This window comes from Chryseobacterium sp. CS2K3, assembly GCF_059515185.1.
On the sequence record NZ_JCAKRW010000011.1, the window covers coordinates 84,425 to 102,001 of the forward strand.

At 35.4% G+C, this 17,577-nt stretch carries 16 protein-coding genes; 6 read left to right on the forward strand and 10 right to left on the reverse strand.

The genetic code is table 11. The annotated features are described in order from the left end of the window. Window positions 1–2 precede the first annotated feature (2 nt). Together AC5YGG_RS17620 and AC5YGG_RS17625 are read right to left on the reverse strand one after the other, a co-directional pair. Window positions 3–539, reverse strand: coding sequence for an NADPH-dependent FMN reductase (locus tag AC5YGG_RS17620; RefSeq protein WP_496145751.1), 537 nt, complete (start codon window positions 537–539; stop codon window positions 3–5). A 9-nt stretch (window positions 540–548) separates the two neighbouring features. Continuing rightward, on the reverse strand, window positions 549–1,427 hold the full coding sequence (locus AC5YGG_RS17625) for a NifU family protein (RefSeq protein WP_496145752.1): 879 nt from the start codon (window positions 1,425–1,427) through the stop codon (window positions 549–551). Window positions 1,428–1,592: 165 nt separating this feature from the next. Between AC5YGG_RS17625 and AC5YGG_RS17630 the strand changes: the two genes are divergently transcribed. Continuing rightward, entirely contained in the window at window positions 1,593–2,129 is a 537-nt protein-coding gene (locus AC5YGG_RS17630; protein WP_065395062.1) for a gamma carbonic anhydrase family protein, read from the forward strand. A gap of 96 nt (window positions 2,130–2,225) precedes the next feature. On the opposite strand, the gene AC5YGG_RS17635 is transcribed toward AC5YGG_RS17630, so the two are convergent. Then, window positions 2,226–2,699: a hypothetical protein gene (locus tag AC5YGG_RS17635; protein WP_496145753.1), complete on the reverse strand. Its 474-nt coding sequence runs from the start codon at window positions 2,697–2,699 to the stop codon at window positions 2,226–2,228. Between the two features lie 82 nt (window positions 2,700–2,781). On the opposite strand from AC5YGG_RS17635, the gene AC5YGG_RS17640 reads away from it, so the two are divergent. Further along, complete coding sequence (locus AC5YGG_RS17640) at window positions 2,782–4,908, forward strand: helix-turn-helix domain-containing protein (RefSeq protein ID WP_496145754.1); 2,127 nt, start codon at window positions 2,782–2,784, stop codon at window positions 4,906–4,908. Between the two features lie 33 nt (window positions 4,909–4,941). Here the strand turns inward: AC5YGG_RS17640 and AC5YGG_RS17645 are convergent, their stop codons facing one another. Then, entirely contained in the window at window positions 4,942–5,790 is an 849-nt protein-coding gene (locus AC5YGG_RS17645; protein WP_496145755.1) for a M12 family metallopeptidase, read from the reverse strand. Window positions 5,791–6,078: 288 nt separating this feature from the next. Here AC5YGG_RS17645 and AC5YGG_RS17650 point away from each other — a divergent pair, with 288 nt between their 5' ends. The 4 genes from AC5YGG_RS17650 (at window position 6,079) to AC5YGG_RS17665 (ending at window position 9,705) form a co-directional block, all read left to right on the forward strand. Next, a complete protein-coding gene (locus AC5YGG_RS17650) occupies window positions 6,079–7,083 on the forward strand; it encodes an LLM class flavin-dependent oxidoreductase (RefSeq protein WP_496145756.1) in 1,005 nt (334 codons plus the stop codon). Window positions 7,084–7,150: 67 nt separating this feature from the next. Then, window positions 7,151–8,272 (forward strand): 3,4-dihydroxy-2-butanone-4-phosphate synthase, encoded by a 1,122-nt coding sequence (gene ribB, locus AC5YGG_RS17655; RefSeq protein WP_065395058.1) that lies wholly within the window; start codon window positions 7,151–7,153, stop codon window positions 8,270–8,272. 241 nt (window positions 8,273–8,513) lie between these two features. After that, window positions 8,514–9,062, forward strand: coding sequence for a hypothetical protein (locus tag AC5YGG_RS17660; RefSeq protein ID WP_496145757.1), 549 nt, complete (start codon window positions 8,514–8,516; stop codon window positions 9,060–9,062). A 61-nt stretch (window positions 9,063–9,123) separates the two neighbouring features. Beyond that, entirely contained in the window at window positions 9,124–9,705 is a 582-nt protein-coding gene (locus AC5YGG_RS17665) for a Crp/Fnr family transcriptional regulator (protein WP_496145758.1), read from the forward strand. 63 nt (window positions 9,706–9,768) lie between these two features. Here the strand turns inward: AC5YGG_RS17665 and fmt are convergent, their stop codons facing one another. The 6 genes from fmt to folK all read right to left on the reverse strand — a co-directional run bounded on the left by fmt (window position 9,769) and on the right by folK (window position 17,576). Beyond that, window positions 9,769–10,722 carry a methionyl-tRNA formyltransferase gene (gene fmt / locus AC5YGG_RS17670; RefSeq protein WP_496145759.1) on the reverse strand — a complete coding sequence of 318 codons (954 nt, stop codon included), beginning with the start codon at window positions 10,720–10,722 and terminating at the stop codon, window positions 9,769–9,771. Window positions 10,723–10,817: 95 nt separating this feature from the next. After that, window positions 10,818–12,725, reverse strand: coding sequence for a RecQ family ATP-dependent DNA helicase (locus tag AC5YGG_RS17675; RefSeq protein ID WP_496145760.1), 1,908 nt, complete (start codon window positions 12,723–12,725; stop codon window positions 10,818–10,820). A gap of 77 nt (window positions 12,726–12,802) precedes the next feature. Continuing rightward, window positions 12,803–14,239 (reverse strand): OmpA family protein, encoded by a 1,437-nt coding sequence (locus tag AC5YGG_RS17680; protein ID WP_496145761.1) that lies wholly within the window; start codon window positions 14,237–14,239, stop codon window positions 12,803–12,805. Window positions 14,240–14,454: 215 nt separating this feature from the next. Further along, on the reverse strand, window positions 14,455–15,978 hold the full coding sequence (locus AC5YGG_RS17685; RefSeq protein WP_496145762.1) for an OmpA family protein: 1,524 nt from the start codon (window positions 15,976–15,978) through the stop codon (window positions 14,455–14,457). Between the two features lie 53 nt (window positions 15,979–16,031). After that, a complete protein-coding gene (locus AC5YGG_RS17690; RefSeq protein WP_496145763.1) occupies window positions 16,032–17,147 on the reverse strand; it encodes an OmpA family protein in 1,116 nt (371 codons plus the stop codon). A gap of 12 nt (window positions 17,148–17,159) precedes the next feature. Beyond that, a complete protein-coding gene (gene folK, locus AC5YGG_RS17695) occupies window positions 17,160–17,576 on the reverse strand; it encodes a 2-amino-4-hydroxy-6-hydroxymethyldihydropteridine diphosphokinase (RefSeq protein WP_496145764.1) in 417 nt (138 codons plus the stop codon). Between the last annotated feature and the right edge of the window lies 1 nt (window position 17,577).

Consider the following 17,577-nt stretch of genomic DNA (forward strand, 5'->3'; position numbering starts at 1 on the left):
TTTTATTTTAATGATGAAACAGACTTTTCAAAATCTGTTACCAATTGTAATACTTTAGCAAAGGTATTGTTTTCAACCGAGCCATCAGACTCAAGCTTACCCTTTATTCCTTTTATTAACAGCTGATGTTTATCATCTGTTTTAGCTCCGAGAGTCTTTAAAAGCAATAATAATTCTTCATGACCTTTTTCTCCACTGGCAGAACCTGTGATAAAAGCCACAGGCTTATCTGAAAATAGATTTGTGGAAACACACCATTCCAGTAAATTTTTTAATCTGCTGGGAATACTGAAAATATATTCCGGAGTAGAAAATATAACCCCCGCTGAATCATTAGTATATTCTCTGATCTTCACGATCTCCTCAGGTACATTCACATCTGTTAATGAGGTGTCAAAATGAGGAAGAACAGAAAGATCATCATACATCTGAAAAAGAATATCAGGATTTTTATCCAATACCTGTTCCATCAGCTTTTGATTACTGGAATTCTTTGTAGCACTCCCGATAATGATCAGAATTTTTCTGTGAGCGGTCATGAAATAATGTTATCCGTTTACTGCTTCCACTCTTTCTACAAGATCCGGAACGAATTGCTTCAGAATATTTTCAATACCATTTTTCAAAGTAGCAGTAGAACTTGGACATCCTGAACATGCTCCCTGTAAAAGCATTTTAGCCGTTTTGCTGGCTTGATCATATTCCATTAAAGAAATTTTTCCACCATCATTTTCCACAGCAGGAGCTACATATTCATTTAAAATATCCGAAATTTTCTGCTCATCTTCAGTATAATCTCTGTTAAGAATTTTTTCTACAGGATTTTCATGTTTATGAGGCTCTATTTTTGAAATTTCACCTCCGTTTTGAAGATAATCAGCGATAAGAGCACGAACTGTGATCATTACCTGGTGCCATTCTACAGAATGATCTTTGGTAACAGCCACAAAATTATCGGAAATAAAAACTTCAGTGGCAAAATCAAATTCATTAAAAATAGCTTCAGCCAAAGGCACATCAGCTGCTTCTTCTTTTGATTTTACTTCCACAAAACCTTCCATAAGAAGCTTGCTGGAAACAAACTTCATTACATTCGGGTTAGGAGTCATTTCAGAATAAATCTGATACATTTCTTTTTTCTTCTGAAGATAAATTCTCGGATTTGCCAATAATTCATCCTCAATTACATTTTTCAGACTTTCAGCTACGTGTTCCCATTCAATGGTATCCTGCTTTGCTACAGCTACAAAATTAGCCGTAATGAAAACTCTTTCTACAAATGGATAGTTGAAAAGCTCCTGTGCTAAAGGAATTTCTGAAATATCTGAATTTCTGTCCAACTCTAAAGACCCCGGAATCAAATTGTAATCAGCTACAAATTTCATCACTTTTGGGTTTTCAGTTGGTTCTATAAGTACGGTACGCATTTTTTCGTTAAATTTGAGATACAAAAATACGCATTAGAAGTTAGAAGCTGGAAACTGAGAGTTAGATTTTTGCTATCGCTTTAATTTAGAAGTTATATACAGGAATTGAAATGATAGTAAATCTTATTTTCAAATAGCTCATTTTCAAATTTTCAAATTAAAACTATGGCACTTATTAAAGAACTTTTAGGAAAAATACCACAGATCGGAGAGAATACGTTTTTAGCTGAAACAGCTACGATTATCGGAGATGTTACCATGGGAAAAGATTGTAGCGTTTGGTATAATGCTGTGATCCGAGGAGATGTTCACTATATTAAAATGGGAGATAAAGTGAATGTTCAGGATAATGCAATGCTGCACTGTACCTATCAGAAACATCCATTGAATATTGGAAATAACGTTTCTATCGGACACAATGCCATTGTACATGGATGTACAATCAAGGATAATGTACTGATCGGGATGGGAGCAATTGTGATGGATGACTGTCTGGTTGAAGAAAATTCAATTGTAGGAGCAGGATCTGTAGTTACCCAGGGTACCCACATTAAGTCCGGAGAAGTTTGGGGCGGAGTTCCTGCTAAGAAAATTAAAGACATCAATGCCCAGTTATTGGAAGGTGAAGTCAACAGAATTGCAGATAACTACGTGAAATATTCTTCCTGGTATAAAGAAAATGTGAAAGACTACGAATTGTAATTTTTCATTTACGTACTATAAAACAACAAAAGCTCTGTCTTTCGACGGAGCTTTGTATATCAAGTCTTAGTATTGATTTGATATAGAACCTTTGCTTTATTTTAAATTTTGAGTCTGAATCTGAATTTCCGGAGTAATCAATCTTGCTTCTCCGCTGATACATTTAATATACGATGGAGGCGTAATAACCGTACAGTCAGACATTATATTATATTTTTCATTAAAAACCCTTACCTTATCAGTATATTCATTGATCCTTGGGAGAATAGAAGATTCTATTTTTTTAGGATAAGCAATATATTGCTGAGGTCCGCCGCAGGATTTCACTCCCATTGCCACAAAAGTCCATTCGCTGGCATTCGTACATTTTTCTCCCGTAGCTTCGGACTCGATGGATGCTTTTAATCTATCCAGCTGAGCCTGATCGTATTTCTGACTGTCTTCATCTGCTGGGCGATTGGAAATATCAATAGGAAGATTGGTATTAAGATGCTTTGAAGTATTACAGGATATCAACATTAAAGTAGAACATAATACTATTACAGGAATAGGTAGGAAAAATTTTTTCACAATAGACTTTTTTCTTTTTAAGAATTTTCAAAACTTATGCCAAGGTAAGAAATTCAAATTCATTTCCGTATTTTTGACAACGATGAACAATCATTTTTTTGACTTAATAGAGTACACGAACAGAAGTGTTTTCTTAACCGGTAAAGCAGGAACAGGGAAAACCACATTTCTTAACGATTTTGTAAGACGAACAAAGAAAAAGCATATTGTAATTGCTCCTACAGGAATTGCAGCGATTAATGCGGGGGGGGTAACCATTCATTCCATGTTCGGATTACCATTGAGAACCTTTTTGCCTACAACGGAAAGGATAGATACCAGTTTGGCAAATAATATTGCCGATCTGATGCCTCATTTCAAATACAGAAAAGATAAACTTAAGCTTTTAAGAGAGGTAGAGATCATTATTATTGATGAGGTTTCCATGCTAAGGGCTGATGTTCTGGATATGATGGATTTTTCTTTGAGATTTATCAGAAGGAATAATCAGAGATTTGGAGGTGTGCAGATGCTTTTTATTGGAGATTTGTTCCAGCTTCCACCAGTGGTAAGGGATGAGCATATCCTGAAAATGTATTATGACTCACCATTCTTCTTTGATAGTCATGCAATTAAAGATATCCCGATTGTTACCATTGAATTGACGAAAGTCTACAGGCAGTCCGATCAGGAATTTCTGGAAATATTAAATGCAATCCGTGATGGTGATGTAGCGAATATAGATTTTGAACATCTTAATAAAAGATATGATCCTAATTTTGATATGGGGAAAGAATCTTACGTTTATCTGTGCTCTCACAATAAAATGGCGGATGAAATCAACCAGGAGAAATTAACAGAGATAAAAGTTGATGCTCAAACCTACGAAGCAAAATTAGTTGGTGATTTTAAAGAAAATCAATTTCCGAATGAGCAGTTTTTAGAATTGAAAATTGGTGCTCAGATTATGTTTATCAGAAATGATATTTCCGGAGAAAAGAAATATTTCAACGGAAAGCTGGGAGAAATTATTGGGCTGGATGAAAATGAAATTCGTGTTGTTCTGGACGAAAGCGAGAGAGAAATCACTGTAAAAAGAGAAACCTGGGAGCAGAAAAAATATTTCCTTGATACCGATAAAACAATTAAAGAAGAAGTTTTAGGAAGTTTTGAACAGTTTCCGATAAAACTTGCCTGGGCTGTTACTATTCATAAAAGTCAGGGGCTTACCTTTGATAAAGTGATCATTGATGCAGGGAAAAGCTTTACTGCGGGACAGGTATATGTGGCATTATCCCGTTGTAGAACACTGGAAGGAATAGTTTTAAAATCTAAAATCACACCTGAAGTTATTTTTAAAGATAACAGAATTCTGCATTTCCATAGTGATACGGTTGCCAATGATAATGTAGAAGCCATCCTGAATCAGGAAAAATACGATTACAGTATCAGAAAAGTTCTTCGTACCGTTGATTGTACCTGGTTTTTAAAAGAGGTAGAAGAATGGAATAAACTTTCCATCACCACTAAAAATATAGATCACGTTAAAGCCAATCAGCTTTATCTTCAATTGAAACATGAAGCAACCAATCTTGGGAAAATCTTTGAAAAGCTGGAACGTGTTATTTTCCAGAAAGTCAATAATTTTATTGCACAAAAAGAAGAATGGACTGAGATTGAAACTAAATCCAAAGGAGCTGTAAATTTCTTTTTTACTGAAACCAGGAATAAAATTTTTGATCCTTTAAAAGAATTTTATGCTGAAATAAAAGGAGCAAAAGGACTGAAACAATACAATGAAGAAGTAAAAAGCTTGCTGGAAGATATCGAAGAGTATCTGAATAATTTAAAGGACATTCATCTTTTGGAAACAAGGCTTCTGGATGAAAAAAATGATAAGGAAGTCAGCATGAAGATTGTTAAAGTACCATCACAGGTACTGACATTCCAGCTATTCGAGCAAGGAAAAACCATTGGAGAAATTGCACTGGAAAGAGGATTGGTAAAAGAAACCGTAATCGGACATCTTGCCAAATTTGCAGAACAAGGATTGCTGGATATTTCAAGAGTCATTACTTCAGATAAGATCAAAGCATTTGAAACAGAATTTTATAAAAATCCACATGAGACATTGACTGAGTGGAAGAATGCATTATCAAGCGATTTTGAATTCAATGAAATCAGAATTCTGATCAATCATTATAACTATAAAAAGGAAAAGAACTCATAAAGTTCTTTTCCTTTTTTTATATTGAGCTTAAAACTAAGGATACATGGCATTAATTGTATTAATATCTCCCGTTGTAAAGCCTGTTCTGTTATAAGTAAAATTTGTATTGTCGGCTCTTTTAATAGTAGGTAGCCCGTTTTTAGAATATGACGTTGACCAGTACATCATCACAGAATTAATATTAAAAGGACCTATATCTGTTCCGGAACTGTACTTATTGAAATTATATCCCTGTCCATCCTGAATATTATTCCATTGGATACTTAGATACTGATCTCTGTCTTGTCTGGAATGCTCATGATAAAGCCCCACAGTGTGTCCCATTTCATGAATCACTGAACCCACAGAAATATATTGATCCAGAGAAATAGTCTGTTTTCCTTCCTGGTACCCGATATGTGCCCAACCATCAGATCCGTTTGAGCTTCCGAAAATAAATTCTACATAATTGGACTGGTTAGTACGCTGAACCCAGCGGGTGTTTGTCTTGGAATTGTATTCACTAACCGCAGAGTTGATTTTATTGACATTAATAGAGCCCATATTGCTTGCAATAGTATAGTAAATGGTACGATTGGGCCATCTTGAATAGGTAGCACCACCTCTGTTAGAAGCGCCATTTTCTGTCAATTGTTGATCTGAAAGAACCATATCACCCTCAAAGAAATTCAGTCCGTTCTTTCTTTCGTAAGTGATTTCCTGACCTCCAAGCTGACCTTTTCTCAGGTTTTCAATATTTGCTGCTGTAGTTTGAGCTTCTGTTGCCATTTCTTCACTGTTTTTATTACAGGATGTAAGGGCTGCAACAACAATAATGCTCATAAACATTGTTCTTTTTGCCAATAATTTCTGAAAAGACAAGTCATAAGATTTTTTGTTCATAATAAAGATTTTTTCAAATTGTTATTACGAATATAGATAATATTTCTCTTAATATTGAATTATTTTTGTTAAAATCTAAATATATTGATATTGAAATTTTAATGAATAAAGACATAACCAAAATCACAACAAAAAAATTCAAATCCAATAGTTTTTTCCTGAACTCAACCATAGATCCTATTAATTACAAAAAGTAACTAATGAAGTTCAGATGTCTTACATTTGTATGGTTTTAAATCCAATTTAAAAAAAGGAGATCCTATATCACCTTTAGAAAACTTATTCAATATGAAGAATTTTGAAATTTCTGTTTTAGACCTTGCTCCGGTAAAGCAGGGAAAAAGCATTCATGATACGTTTCAGGATAGCTTATCTTTAGCCAATCACACTGAAAATTTAGATTATAAACGATTTTGGTTAGCTGAACATCATAATATGGAAAGCATTGCCAGCTCTGCAACATCAGTTTTGATAGGATTCATTGCTAATGGGACAAAAAAAATCAGAGTAGGATCGGGAGGAATTATGCTTCCGAATCATAGCTCCCTGATTATTGCAGAACAATTCGGTACATTAGAGTCCCTTTTTCCGGGAAGAATTGATCTTGGGGTTGGTAGAGCACCTGGAACTGACGGACTGACGGCTCAGGCATTAGGACGAAATCCTGCCATTATAAACGAACAGTTTCCAAGGCAGATCCTTGAACTGCAAAGGTATTTCTCCAAGGAAAACTCCGATGCAATGGTTCGTGCTATTCCAGGAGAAGGTTTGGAAGTCCCGATTTATATCTTAGGCTCAAGTACAGACAGCGCATGGCTTGCTGCTGAACTTGGTTTGCCGTACGCTTTTGCAGGGCATTTCGCTCCGGAACAAATGGAAATGGCTTTTAAAATTTACAGAGAACATTTTGAACCTTCAAAATATCTGGACAAACCTTATATTATTGCTTGCGTCAATGGAGTTGCAGCAGATACCTCTGAAGAAGCGCATAAAATTTCCACCACATTATTCCAGGCGTTCATCAATATTGTAAGAAATGACAGAAAACCTTTTGCGCCTCCTGTAGATGATATGGATGAAATCTGGTCCCCTATGGAGAAATCAATGGTTTTACAGAAACTGAGATATACGTTTATCGGAGATCAGGCAGAAATTCAGGAAAAACTTAAAGATTTCCAGAACAGATTCAATGTAGATGAGCTGATGATCAATTCTCATATTTACGATCACCAGAAAAGGCTGAGGTCTTACGAGATTTTCAGAGAAGCTGCAAACTCATTATCCGAAGCGTAATAAACCAGTCATATTAATTGGCAGATGCTTATTTTTATGAGTATCTTTGCACAAATAAAAAGTAAAAATGTCTGATATTAAATTAAATACTATTCCAGAGGCAATTGAAGACCTTAGAAATGGGAAAATAATCATAGTAGTAGATGATGAAGACAGAGAGAATGAAGGAGATTTTCTTTGCGCAGCAGAGCTTACAACACCAGAAATTATCAACTTTATGGCACTTCACGGAAGAGGGCTTATCTGTATGCCGCTTCCAGAAAAAAGATGTGATGAGCTAGGACTTGAGGTGATGGTAAGCAGAAGCAGCGATCCTAAAGAAACTGCTTTTACAGTATCGGTTGACCTTTTAGGAAACGGAACTTCTACAGGTATTTCTGCCGGAGACAGAGCAAAAACGATTTTAGCTTTGATGGATGAAAAATCCAAGCCTACAGATTTCATGAGACCTGGACACATTTTCCCGCTTCGTGCAAGAAAAGGTGGAGTATTGAAAAGAGCAGGACATACGGAAGCAGCAATTGATCTTACTCATTTAGCAGGATTAAAAGAAGGTGGTGTTATTTGTGAGATCATGAACGAAGACGGAACAATGTCCCGTTTGCCGGAACTTCATGCTTTTGCTCAGAAACATGATATGAAGATCGTTTCTATCGAAGATTTGATCCACTATCAGCTTAAAAAAGGAAATCTTGTAGAAAGACTTGAAGAGAAAAAAGTAAAAACACATTACGGTGAGTTTGATTTTTATGCTTTCAGAGAGACTTCTAACGATCAGATCCATTTTGCATTGACAAAAGGAGCATGGACGGTGGATGAACCGGTTTTAGTAAGAGTACAGTCTTCAGATTCATATTTTGATGTATTGACAAGACTAAATAATGGTGAAAAACCTTTATTGGAAAAAGTAACCGGAATGGTGAACGAAGCTGGCAAAGGTGCTATTATTTTCATCAATAATGTTTCAAATTCTGAAAATACATTAAGAAAACTTCAGCAGTTCCTGAATTATCAGGACGGGCAGGAGCAACACCCTACTTTAGCGTACAACTATAGAGATTATGGAATCGGAACGCAGATCTTAAAGAATTTAGGAATCAATAAGTTTAAAGTAATCACTCAAAATCCTAATATCAAGCCTCAGGTTGGAGGATATGATGTAGAGGTTACTGAGCTGGTACAACTATAATATAAAGAATGATCAATAGTGAATCGACTTTGAAGTGAATCATTATTGTAGTTTTATGATAAAAATGACTTGAAATAATTCAAGTCATTTTTTTTATTTCATTAATATTATCTGAATATAAAAAGCTTCCTATTTAAAATATTGTGTGTTTTGTTTTAATTAGTTGAATTATAGTGGTTTTTGATAAGAAACTCTTTTTTATTTTAAATTAGATAGCAATAATATTTAACAATTAATTAATATGAAAAAAGAGATTTTTCAATGGGTAATGAACTTTTTAGACAAATTATTTTTAATGTCTATCAATAAAAAAGAGAAAGAAACAGATTATAATAATAAGCTGTTTACCATGATTAAAGAACATGATCTTCCCGAGCCATTTAAAGATCTTGTGATTGAAGGTCAGCTAATACTTGTAACAGGAAAGAATGTAACAGTAAACTTTGCGATGAAAATTCAAGAGTTTAAAAATAGGCTGGGTGGTAATGTAACGGATAAACAATTATACAGGATTACTAATTTTTTAAAAGAAGATGAGGAAGGTAAACTGTATGTTAGTATTAATAAAAGTCAAGAAATTTTTATTAAAAGCTATGTTGTTTTTATTCTTGGGCTGATGTTTTTGGGAGTTATATTGTTTTCTTATTTTGCTGATTATATTAACAATTTAAATGGGTTTCTTTTGTACTTATTATTTCTTGGTATTTACTTCGGTGGTTGCTTTTTATTTTTAAATGCTATGGGAAGTGAATTAACTGCATTAGCTATAAAAAGAAAACAGAACAGATAAAATAAAGCAAAGAGCAAATACAAGGTTTGGATTTTTCTAAACCTTTTTTTATTTTTAAACTATGACTGAGTCTTTAAAAAAACACATTAGAGAATATATCGATATTTCGGATGAAAAGCTGGAAAAATATTGTAATGCCTTTCAGTACAGGAAATTGAAAAAGAAAGAGTTTCTTTTAAAGGAAGGAAATATCTGCGAATTTGAAGGCTTTGTCACGAGCGGATGCTTTAAAGTCTTCCATACTGATCACAACGGTGCAGAGCAGATCGTTTATTTCGGCATTGAAAACTGGTGGATTTCAGATATTGACAGCTTTATTAATGAAATTCCTTCAAAGCTCAATATTCAAGCCCTTGAAGACAGTGAAATCCTTCTCATTGCAAGAGATGACAAAGAAAAGATTTATAAAGAAATACCAGAAATAGAAAGACTGATGCGCGTCAAGTTTCAAAAATGGATTATAGCTTTACAGCGCAGAATTATTGATAACTTAAGTAAACTTTCAGAAGAACGATATACAGAATTTTTACAGGATTATCCACAGATTGCGCATCGTCTTAGTAATATTCAGATTGCCGCTTATTTAGGGGTGACCCCTGAGTTCATCAGCAGAATCCGTAGAAAAATTACTAAGAAAAGCTAGGGAGTTCAAGAATAAAAAATCCCAAAAGTATTGAAAGCTCTTGGGATTAAATATGTTGATGTATTAATCTTCTTTTAAAGAGATATTCTCAAAGTTGCGGAAACCATTCAGAAAATCTTTCACCATCATTCTCTTTTTACCTTCTAATTGAAGTTCCAGAGGATAATAAATACCATCTTTCGTATAGATTTTGAATTCATGTTTTGAAATTTCCAGTGTAGAAGAAGAATATCCATGATCTGCAAGCTCAAATTTACCATTGAATATCTTTAATCCTTTTTCTTCATTCTCTATTTTTAAAGTAGTGAAAGCAGCCGGATAAGGCGACATTCCAAGGATAAACTGATGAACGGTTTTTGATGCAGCATCCCAATTGATTTTGGTATCTTCTTTAAAGATTTTATAAGCATTTTTAGGATGTTCAACTTGGGGCTGAGGTTTTTCTTCGATGGCATTTTCAGCCAATCCATCCAATGTTTTTACTACTAATTCTGAACCAAGTCCCATCAATCTGTCGTGAAGGCTTCCCGCATTTTCATCCTGTAAGATTTCCAGTTTTTCCTGAAGAAGAATATTTCCTTCATCTATTTTTTCATTGATAAAGAATGTTGTAACCCCGGTTATTTCTTCCCCGTTAATTACAGCATAGTTGATAGGAGCAGCTCCTCGGTAATCTGGAAGTAAAGAAGCATGAAGATTGAAGGTTCCCATTTTGGGCATTTCAAAAAGAACTTTAGGCATCATTCTGAAAGCAACCACAACAAAAACATCAGCGTCTAATTTTCTAAGCACCTCTAAAAACTCAGGATTTCTCAGTTTTTCTGGCTGGAAAACCGGAAGATTATTTTCTGAAGCATATATCTTTACCGGAGACTGATTGATTTTTTGTCCACGTCCACTTGCCTTATCAGCAACGGTTACCACCCCTACTACCTGGTGATGAGATTGATGAATAGCCTCCAAAGAAGTTTTTGCAAACTCAGGAGTACCTAAAAAAACGACTTTCAATGATTTCATACTACAAAGATAAGTTTTTGTAGCTGATATGTGAAGTTCAGAGTTGTGATTCGGGGAAATAGGATGTAAAGTTATGATCTGTTATATATTGCTCATTATTCATGATTCAATGCATAAGTCCTGAAATTCAGCATTCTTACTTTTCCGGAATCTAAAAGGAAGATAAGATTTTCCAAAATGCTTTCTTTAGAATGGTAGCTCAATTGTACAGAAAGCTCTTCTATGGTTGATGATTTTTTTGCCAGCAAATTGATGATCTGCTGAGAAATATTCTTCCCAAAAATCGACTGTTTGTTTTTCTCACAGACAGAACATTGTCCACAGTTTTTTGAATTTTTTTCGCCAAAATAAGCAAGAATAAGTTTCATTTTACAGTAATCTTTATCTTGTGCGTAAAATTTCATTTCTTCCCATTTCTGGATTTTATTTCGCTGAATATGCTCAAAAAGTTTCCAATAGGAATTATTAACAGCTCTTTCATCACGTGGCTTAAGAAATCTTATGCTGGATAAAGCTCCATCAATATATTCAAGGTAATTTTTCTGTTGAAGTTCTTTTAATCGTTCTTTAATAAGAGGAATACCTACTCCGATTTTATTGCTTACCTGTTGTTCACTAAACATTACTTTATGGGTAGTGATTCCTGACATTGTACGAAGCAGAAGCTCTATAAAATAGGCATCTTTTTGTGGTAACTGATCTATTTCGTCAGCTTTGATAAATAACTCCAGAGAAGAAAGGCTTTTATTATCATTGTAGTAAATAATTTCCTGATTGTGAAGGAAATTCAGGACGTTATTGATCTTTGCTTTTGATAATCTTGTGAAATTTTGTATCCCGACAGAATTCAATTGAAAGACTTTTTCCGGCAATTCAAACTCTGCTACCTGAAAAATAGAGTAGAGGTAGCTGATGATCTTTAAAAACTCAGCTTTATTAGGGGTCTGATTTTTTAAAACCTGATCGAAATTCAATAATTCCTGTTGGTTCCAAAGCATGAATGCAAAACTTTCTTTTCCGTCTCGTCCTGCTCTACCAATTTCCTGGTAATAATTCTCTAGAGAAGCGGCAGGGGAGTAATGAAGGACAAACCGTACATTATCTTTGTCGATTCCCATACCAAAAGCATTGGTGGATATCAGTACATGATTGTCACTATTGTTCCAGGCATTTTGTCGTGTATTTTTTTCTTTTGTGGTTAGCCCTGCATGAAAATAATCTACGTTTTTAAGCTGATTCTTTTTCAGAAATTCAGCAAGCAGCTCAGCTTCTTTTCTGGTTCTCACGTATACAATTCCGGAATCTGTATTATACCTTAGGATATCAAGAACACGCTGAAATTTATCCGAAACTTCTTCCGTAAAGATTTTGATATTATCTCTTTTAAAACTTTTCTGAAAGACAAAAGGTTTTCTTAGTTCAAGCTTATTTTTGATCTCCTCCAGAACTTTTGGTGTTGCTGTAGCAGTTAATGCAAGACAGGGAATTTCAGGATTATTGCTTCTGAAACTTTTAATATTCTGATAGCTCGGGCGGAAATCCTGTCCCCATTCAGAAATACAGTGTGCTTCGTCTACTGCGATGAATGATAATTCAATTTCCTCAATATTCTGCAGAAACTGGATGTTTGTTAATCGTTCAGGTGAAATATACAGTAACTTTGTTAACCCTTCCTTACAGCGGTTATAAATGGCTTCAGCATCATACTCATCCAATTCTGAAGATAAGTATTCTGCTTCTATTCCACGGAATTTAAGCTGATTGACCTGATCTTTCATTAATGCAAGAAGAGGAGAGATAACAAGACATGTTCCTTCTTTCAATAAAGCGGGAAGCTGATAACAAAGAGATTTTCCGGCACCGGTAGGTAAAAGTACCAAAGTATCTTTTTCATTGATAACAGCATTGATAATTTCTTCCTGAGAATCTCTGAAGTCGGTATAACCCCAGAAATACTTAAGAGTATCATATTTTAGCTTTTGAAAATCCTGTGGCGAAATCATACTGTAAAAATAAGAAAGTATTATGACAAAAAAAGCCACGCAATGCGTGACTTTTATATAATAAGATAATTGGCTTATTATTTAGCTTCGAAGTAAACTCTTCTGTTTGCTCTGTTTTTCCATTCAGGGCATTTAGTTGCTGGCTCACACTCTGGGTATTTAAGGTCTTTTTCACCTTTACCTACTGCGTTTAGTTTACCAGATTGAACACCGTTTTTAATTAGATAATTTTTAACGTTGTTTGCTCTTCTTTGAGATAGCTTTTGGTTATAAGCATCAGTACCTCTTGTATCAGTAGCACCAATTACGTTATAGGCTCCGTTTGAAGAGTTGATATAATTTACAGCATTGTTTAAGATTGGAGTATTTGATGGTAAAATTCTGTCTGAATTTAGATCAAACTCAATTCCTTCCAATTTTGTTTCTGTTTCTACTACAGGTCCTGTAGTTGTAGTCGGGCATCCGTTGTTTTCCACAGGTCCCGGAACTGTTACACACTTGTCGTAAAGGTCGATCACACCATCTAGGTCTGTATCAAGAGCAACTCCGGCACCATCTACTCTTGCCCCTGCAGGAGTATCAAGTTGTCTGTCCCAATCGTCGCAAACTCCGTCATTATCAGCATCTCCTTTCTTACATACTTCGATATCCTGATTTTTGTTAGCCAAAACATCAAGTTTGTAATAGATTTCCTGAAGTGGATCATGCCACATTACGTGAGATTCATGTTTTCCAAGCTTTAAGGAAAGACCTAAAGTAGCGTTGAAGAAGTTGTCTGAAACCTGTTCAGAACGTTTGTTGATAGCACTGTATGCGTCACCACCACCATCAAATTCATCATCACCAGTTACCACATACATTAATCTACCTTCAATGTCGATTCTTCTGTTTACTTTAAATTTCAAACCGGCACCAGCCTGCATAAACATAGATCCTAACTTGAAAGGTTTAATTTCAGTCATTAACCTCTGTCCCTTAATGTCTTTCTGGTAAGCTCTGTAGGCAATTGTACCAATACCTGCATATCCATGAAGAGCCCATCTGTACGTAGAATGGTTGTCAACTCTTCTCAAAAGATTAGAGAAGTTAACATCTCCTAAAAGTGAGATCGCATCATACTGGGTTCTTGCTCCTACAGCCGTAGCATCAGGTGCAGCATCTTTGGTATTGAACCATCCTTGTCTGGTTTCACCCCTGTCGTACTGTAAATTGATCCCAAATGCATGGGTGATCGCTTTATCAATACTTACATAAGCTGAGTAACCAAAAAGGTTTTTACCGTTACCATTCTTGATAGAGGTTAAATCTGCTGATTGCATCAGTGGAACTCCAACCCCAGCAGAAATCGACCAGTCATTAAATCTTTTAGACTGGTTGGTAAATGGGGATACATTGGCAGACCCGGAAGAGAACGTATTAGGGTAAGTTCCGTTTGAAACTGCCGTTGAGTCTTGTGCATAGCCAGCGGTAGGGATAGCCAGCGCGAATGCAACAATTGCTAAACTTAATTTCATAGTGTTATTTTTTTAAGTTAAGTTATTTTAAATGATTTTTTACGTTGAAGTGTGATTTTTCGTTAATTTTTTTCAGAATAATAGTGTCTGTATGTAGCTCATTCAGTACTTATTGCCCCGAAAATGATATAAAGGTAGTTAAAAAAAATCGTAGTAGAAAAAAAATAAACCGAAAAGAAGAATTCTTTTCGGTTTAGATGTGTTATAATAAGAAATTACTTTTTCTTTTTCTTAGCGGTTGCTTTTTTTACGGGCTTTTTTACAGGAGCATCTTCATAGTCTTTCTTTTTAATAGAATCCCACTCAGAACTTTCTACAAATTTTACCGTTACTTTTCTGTCTGCCAATCTCTCAGCATCTGAAGCTGAAGCAGGAATAGTAGCTTCTGCAGAACCTACACCTCTTGATTTCAGTACATTTTCACTGATTCCTCTCGTTTCTAAAGCTCCTACTACGGCAGCAGCTCTTTCTTTTGAAAGTTTCAGGTTGTATGCTGCATTTCCTTTAATATCAGTGTGTCCGGTAAGTAGATAATTACCTCCGTTTTCTTTGATGATGGAAGCTGCAAGATCAAGTTTGCTATTAGACTCAGGTCTGATAGTGGCTTTATTGAAATTGAAGTAGATATCTTTAAGTGTTTTTTCTACTTCTACTGCAGTTTGATTGTTATCTTTTTTTACAGGACATCCGTTGTTTTCCACAGGTCCCGGAACCGTTACACACTTGTCGTAAAGGTCAATTACACCATCTAAATCTGTATCAAGAGCAACTCCGGCACCATCTACTCTTGCCCCAGCAGGAGTATCAAGTTGTCTGTCCCAATCATCGCAAACTCCGTCATTATCAGCATCTCCTTTCTTACATACTTCGATATCCTGATTTTTGTTAGCTAAAACATCAAGTTTGTAATAGATTTCCTGAAGTGGATCATGCCACATTACGTGAGAGTCATGTTTTCCAAGCTTTAAGGAAAGACCTAAAGTTGCATTGAAGAAGTTGTCGGAAACCTGCTCAGAACGTTTGTTAAGTTGGCTGTATGCATCACCGCCACCATCAAATTCATCATCACCGGTTACCACATACATTAATCTACCTTCAAGATCAATTCTTTTGTTTACTTTAAATTTAAAACCGGCACCAGCCTGCATAAACATAGATCCTAACTTGAAAGGTTTGATTTCAGTCATTAATCTTTGTCCTTTGATATCTTTCTGGTATGCTCTGTAAGCAATAGTACCAACACCTGCATATCCGTGAAGAGCCCATCTGTACGTAGAATGGTTGTCAACTCTTCTTAATAGATTAGAGAAGTTAACATCTCCCAAGATTGAAATCGCGTCATACTGAGTTCTAGCTCCTACAGCCGTAGCATCAGGTGCAGCATCCTTAGTATTGAACCATCCTTGTCTGGTTTCACCTCTGTCATACTGTAAATTAATCCCAAATGCATGCGTTATCGCTTTATCAATACTTACATAAGCTGAATATCCGAAAAGATTTTTACCATTACCATTTTTAATAGATGTCAAATCTGATGATTGCATCAGTGGAACACCGGCACCTACTGAAATAGACCAATCGTTAAATCTTTTGGACTGGTTGGTAAATGGAGAAACATTTGCAGAACCTGAAGAAAAGGTATTAGGATATTCTCCGCTGGTAGCTGCAGTTGAGTCTTGTGCATAGCTGGTAGCAGGGATTGCTAGAGCAAATGCAACAATTGCTAAACTTAATTTCATCGTGTATTATTTATTTTTGATTTTGTTTTCTGAAAACAGTTTTCAACTATTAATTATTTGATAGGGCAACCATTGTTTTCTACAGGTCCAGGAACAGTTACACACTTATCATAAAGATCAATAACTCCATCAAGGTCCATATCTAAAGCAACTCCGGCTCCGTCTACTCTTGCACCAGCAGGAGTATCAAGCTGTCTGTCCCAATCATCACATACTCCATCATTATCAGCATCTCCTTTTTCACAAACAACCAGATCAGTAGTGGCATTTTCTAAAACATTTGTTCTGTAATATGCTTCCTGAAGTGGGTCATGCCAAGCAAGGTGAGAAAGTTGTTTTCCTAATTTGAAAGAAACTCCTAAACTTACTGTCCAAGCATTATCAGATCTTCTTGCGTTAAGCATATTGTACTTTGATCCTGGAGTAGAAGGTTCATAATCATTAGGATCAGCCCATCCGCCACCATCGAACTCGTCATCACCACTGATGATGTACATTGTTCTTGCTTCAACATCAATAAGTTTTGAAACATTATATTTCAAGCCGATACCTCCCTGATAGAAGATTGAGTTAATATCAATATCTTGTTTGATGAATAAAGGAACTCTTTTTGGATTGTTGCTCCATCTGTTCTCATCATTATCGTGTAATGATGTTCTATATCCCTGCACACCAATACCCATATACCCATGGAAAGCCCATCTGTAAGGAGAATGGTTATCTATTCTTCTGAATAGGTTAGAGAAGTTGATATCTCCTAATAAAGAGAACTGATCAAATTGAGTTGTTGCGGTAGCTACTCCGGCAGTTACACCAGCAGCTCCAGGTAATTGACCCGTCTGTTTAGTTTCTCCTCTTGTATACATTAAACTTAAGCCGAAAGCGTGAGAAATTTGTTTATCTACACTTACGTAAGCATTGTACCCCCAATTGGTCTTATCACCACGAAGAGATTTAAGATCCGAGTGAACCATAAATGCAGGACCACCTCCAACAGAAATAGACCAGTCTCTGAAACGTCTGGCTTTATTGTCAAAAGGCTGTACATTTGCGGAACCTGAGGAGAATGTATTAGGATACTCAGTAGAAGAGTTTACTGTAGTACTGCTGTTCTGAGCGAAAGCTGCCATTGGCAAGGTTGTAGCCAATAAAAATAAACCTAATTTCATATGTTTTATGTTTTAAATAAAATCTTTTAATAATATTCTCGAAAATTCCCTTTCAAAAAGATGTTTTTTATGAGGGATTTCTAATCTTTCTGATTTAAAAATTAATTCATTATATTTAATGATATCAATATCTATAACTCTGTCTGTGTAGCCACCTGTTACTTTTGAATCATTAATTCTTCCCATTTCAATTTCAATATCTTTAATGCAATCAAGCAATTGAATTGGTGAAAGATGCGTTAATATTATTACTGCAATATTACAAAAAATATTAGAACTGGCAAACTCTACAGGATCAGACATTAAAAATTCGCTGATCTGTGAAATTTCGTTTCCGGCATCACTTATTTTCTGTAAAGCAAGCTCAATATTTTTTTTTTGCTCTCCAAGGTTACTTCCTAGTAACAAAACGACCCTTTGCTGCGACATA